The following is a 3,698-nucleotide window of genomic DNA, read 5'->3' as shown; positions in this document are numbered from 1 at the left end:
GCGGGCGGAGACCATGACGTCACCTCCTGGCTCCCTGTGAGCAACGGCCGTGCCATCCGAAGGGCCCGGCGGGGGCCGGCCATGTGGCGCTTTCTCATGGGTTTCTGACACCCGTTCGCCTTCGGACCGGGTGCGACCGTCCGGGAAAGAGGACAGAAGCTGGAACGGAGGCAGGACCTTCGGCTAAGATAGCCCTTCGGAGGAGGCGCCCATGGCCACCGTGTCCAAGGGCCTCGAGGCCACGCGAAAGGCCCTTGAGGAAGAACTGAAGAAGCTCGACCAGGAACTCCGGATCGAGCTCCCCAAAGAGATCGATCGCGCCCGCCAGTTGGGCGACCTGTCGGAGAACGCCGAGTACCACATGGCCCTTCAGCGCCAGCAGTACGTGAAGGCGCGGGTCATGCAACTCCGCGAGCGGATCGGCGCCCTCTCCCGGATCAACCTCAACGCCATCCCCACGGACAAGGCCGCCTACGGCAGCCAGCTGAAGCTCCTGGATCTGGACAAGGACGAGGAACTGACGGTGCGGCTCGTGACCCACGAGGAGGCCGACTTCCAGAAGGGCCTCTACTCGGTCCAGTCCCCCATCGGCCAGGCCATGCTCGGCAAGCGCGAAGGCGACGAGGTCGTGGTCCAGACCCCCGGCGGGAAGCGCACTTTCGAAGTCCTCGAACTCAAGACCATCCACGACCTGTAGGGCGGGAACGAGATTCCGAAATCCGAATTCTGGATTTCGATGGGTAAGGATCGAATCCCCGAACGTTCCGGCAACGGGATCCGGGGCCACCGGTTGATCGGAACAAAATAGGTGGCTGTCCCCAATTTCGAAATAGGTGGCTGTCCCTCATTTCGCTCTTCGCGACTGGGGGACTGCGAAGAATCGCTGCTCGTCTCTCGTCTCGTCTTTCTTCAAATCCCAAATGCCTTTTGCCTTGGCCTTCCGCCTTTCGTCTCTCGTCTCTCGTCTAACGTCTCTCGTCTCTCGTCTAACGTCTCTCGTCTAACGTCTCTCGTCTCTCGTCTAACGTCTCCCGTCTCCCGTCTCCCGTCTCCCATCTCCCGTCTCCCTCCTTCCCGTCTCTTTTGTGCTACCCTGAGGCCATCACGTCAGCGGGTTTCACGGTGCGGCCCTCGGGCCGGGAAACGCGAACTCTAGGAGGTGCCCATGGTCAAGAAGCGCAGGATATCCACGGCGGCGTTCGTCCTGGTTCTCGTAGCCATCCTCTGGAGCCTGGGGCCCGTTCCCGCCGGCGCGGCCACCACGACCCGCGACGCCAAGGGGGTCTGGTTCGTGGAGGGAAGCTCCGTCCGCGACGCCTTCGACGCCATGGGATACGCCGTGGCCACGGACCGGATGTGGCAGGTGGAGACCTACTACCGCTCGGCCACGGGGAGGCTCTGCGAGATCTTCGGCGCCAGCCAGCTCGAGACCGACATGTTCATGCGGACCGTGGGCTACACGAACAAGGAGTACAAAAAGGGATTCAAGTCCCTCAGCCAGGATTCGCAGGACTGTATCGACGGCTTCGTGGCCGGCTTCAACCGCCGCGTGGACGAGGTGCGCGCCAATCCGGCCCTCCTCCCCTTCGAGTACCAGGCCCTCTCGGCCCAGGTCCACCAGCAGATCCTCCCCGAGAAGTGGACCCGCTACGACGTCATGGCGTGGCTCGTCCTCCTCCAGCGCGAGTTCGATCCGGAGGCTTTGAACCAGGGCCAGCTCGAAAACGCCGTCATCGCCCAGACCCTCCAGGGGATGTACGGACAGGCGGGCCTCGCCATGTTCGCCGACATGCGGTGGCTCAACGATCCCGACGCCCTCGCCTACATCCCCGACTCCGGCAGCCGGCCCTCCGTCCTCCCCGCTCCCGAGGACCTGTCCCGCCTCGAGGCCAGCGTGGCCGCCCTGCCCGACTTGAAGGCGGCCTCCGAGGGCCTGGGTGGCGTCCTCGACCGGATCAAGGACAACCTGGACCGCATCAACGCCCGGGTGAAGATGGGCTCCTACGCCTGGGTGGTCTCGGGCGACAAGACCGCCTCCGGCAACCCCATCCTCTACTCCGGCCCCCAGATGGGCTTCCCCGTCCCCGCCATCGTGGCGGAGGGCTCCATCAAGTGCCCCACCCTTAGCTATTCGGGTATGACGGTCCCCGGGATCCCGGGCCTCATCATCGGACGCACCGCCCACCACGCCTGGTCCATGCAGGTGGGCCACGCCCACACGACGGACTACTACATCGAGAGCCCCCTGGCCACCAAACTCCACCACAAGGAGATCATCCACGTCCTGGGCGGCGCGGACGTGAGGGTGAAGGTCTACCGCTCCAGCCACGGCCCCATCGTCAACCCCATGCCTTACGACTTGAAGAACCTGAACGACACGACCGTGGCCTGGAAGAACGCCCACTGGGGCCACGAGTGGGGGGCCCTGGACGGCTTCCTCCAGATGGCGCGCGCGACCTCCATGGACCAGTTCGGCCAGGGCATCGAGAAGATCTGCGTGAGCCAGCACTTCTGCTACGCCGACAAGGACGGGAACATCGCCTATTGGATGTCGGGGTGGGATCCCGTCCGCTCCGCCAACCAGGACCCGCGCATGCCCTCTCCGGGGGACTTCGAGCACGAGTGGACGGGCCAGCTCAAGCCCCGGGCCCACGACCGCAACACCTCGCAGGGCTACTACTGCGGCTGGAACAACAAGGCCAGCGCCTCCTACGACAACGCCCCCCAGAACCTCGGATACAACTTCGGGCCCTTCCACGGCGCCCACGTGGTGAACGACTACCTGAAGACCCACGACAACCTCACCTTCGAGCAGGTGCGGGACCTGGCCCTCAACATCGCCACCACCGACTCCTTCGCCATCGGGCGCGGCGTCGTCTGGAGCCAGGTGGGCCCCTACTTCACCGCCGCCGTGAACGCGCACCCGGCTTCCCACCGCCTCGCGGCCCTGGCCCTCATCGGAGCCTGGGACGGCCACTTCGTGGCCGGCGGCGCCTCCCAGTGGGCCATGGGGACCACCCGGGCCGACGCCTGGTACCTCCAGGAGGAGTGGACCAAGGAGTTCATCAAGTTCGTCATGGCCAACGAGGTGGGCAGCACCCTCGGCGCCCCGTCCATGAACAACCTCAACGTCTGCCTCCACGCCCTCAAGGGAGGATCCTCGGGCGTCGTGAACAACTATCCGTGGTTCCTCGACACCCAGCAGGTGGGCCTCCCCACCGACCCCCAGGAGCTCATCGTCCTGGCCCTCGACAGCGTCATGAACCGGATCGGCATGCCGCCCTACAACGTGCCCCGGGGCGTCATCACCCACCGCCACGACCTGCTGGGCCCCATCCACACGACGCCCTACTCCAACCGGTCCACCTACGCCCACTGCATCGAGTACGGCCCGGCGGGCCCCGTGCGCCTCGAAACCATGTTCCCCCTCGGCGAATCGGGCTTCATCGGAATGGGCGGCCAGGGCCAGCCCGTCTTCGACACGCACTTCTTCACCATGGCTCCCGTGTACGACCCCTTCACCCCGAGGAGCTTCCCCCTGCCCCAGTAAGAGCCATCCACTTTCTGCGCCATGCGCTTTGCGCCCCCCGGACCGGGTCCGGGGGGCGCTTGGGTGTTCACCCGGCCATCCGCCCTCGAAGGCCTCCACTGTAGCGGCCCTTGCTTGCATGGGCCGGCCCTTCGGCCGATGCGAGCAT

At 65.7% G+C, this 3,698-nt stretch carries 2 protein-coding genes; both read left to right on the top strand.

What is annotated here, in order from left to right:
- Positions 1-211: 211 nt before the first annotated feature.
- Positions 212-697: a transcription elongation factor GreA gene (greA, locus tag AB1824_13270; protein ID MEW5765931.1), complete on the top strand. Its 486-nt coding sequence runs from the start codon at positions 212-214 to the stop codon at positions 695-697.
- Positions 698-1,165: 468 nt separating this feature from the next.
- Positions 1,166-3,550 (top strand): penicillin acylase family protein, encoded by a 2,385-nt coding sequence (locus tag AB1824_13265; protein ID MEW5765930.1) that lies wholly within the window; start codon positions 1,166-1,168, stop codon positions 3,548-3,550.
- Positions 3,551-3,698: the final 148 nt, after the last annotated feature.

Source organism: Acidobacteriota bacterium, assembly GCA_040752915.1.
Lineage (GTDB): Bacteria > Acidobacteriota > UBA4820 > UBA4820 > DSQY01 > JBFLVU01.
The sequence above is the reverse complement of the archived record's forward strand: the minus strand, read 5'-3'. Positions and strand labels throughout refer to the sequence as shown.

Excerpts from the sequence above, each read along its gene's own strand:
- AB1824_13265 (MEW5765930.1), top strand. The coding sequence starts at position 1,166 with ATGGTCAAGAAGCGCAGGATATCCACGGCGGCGTTCGTCCTGGTTCTC.
- greA (MEW5765931.1), top strand. The coding sequence starts at position 212 with ATGGCCACCGTGTCCAAGGGCCTCGAGGCCACGCGAAAGGCCCTTGAG.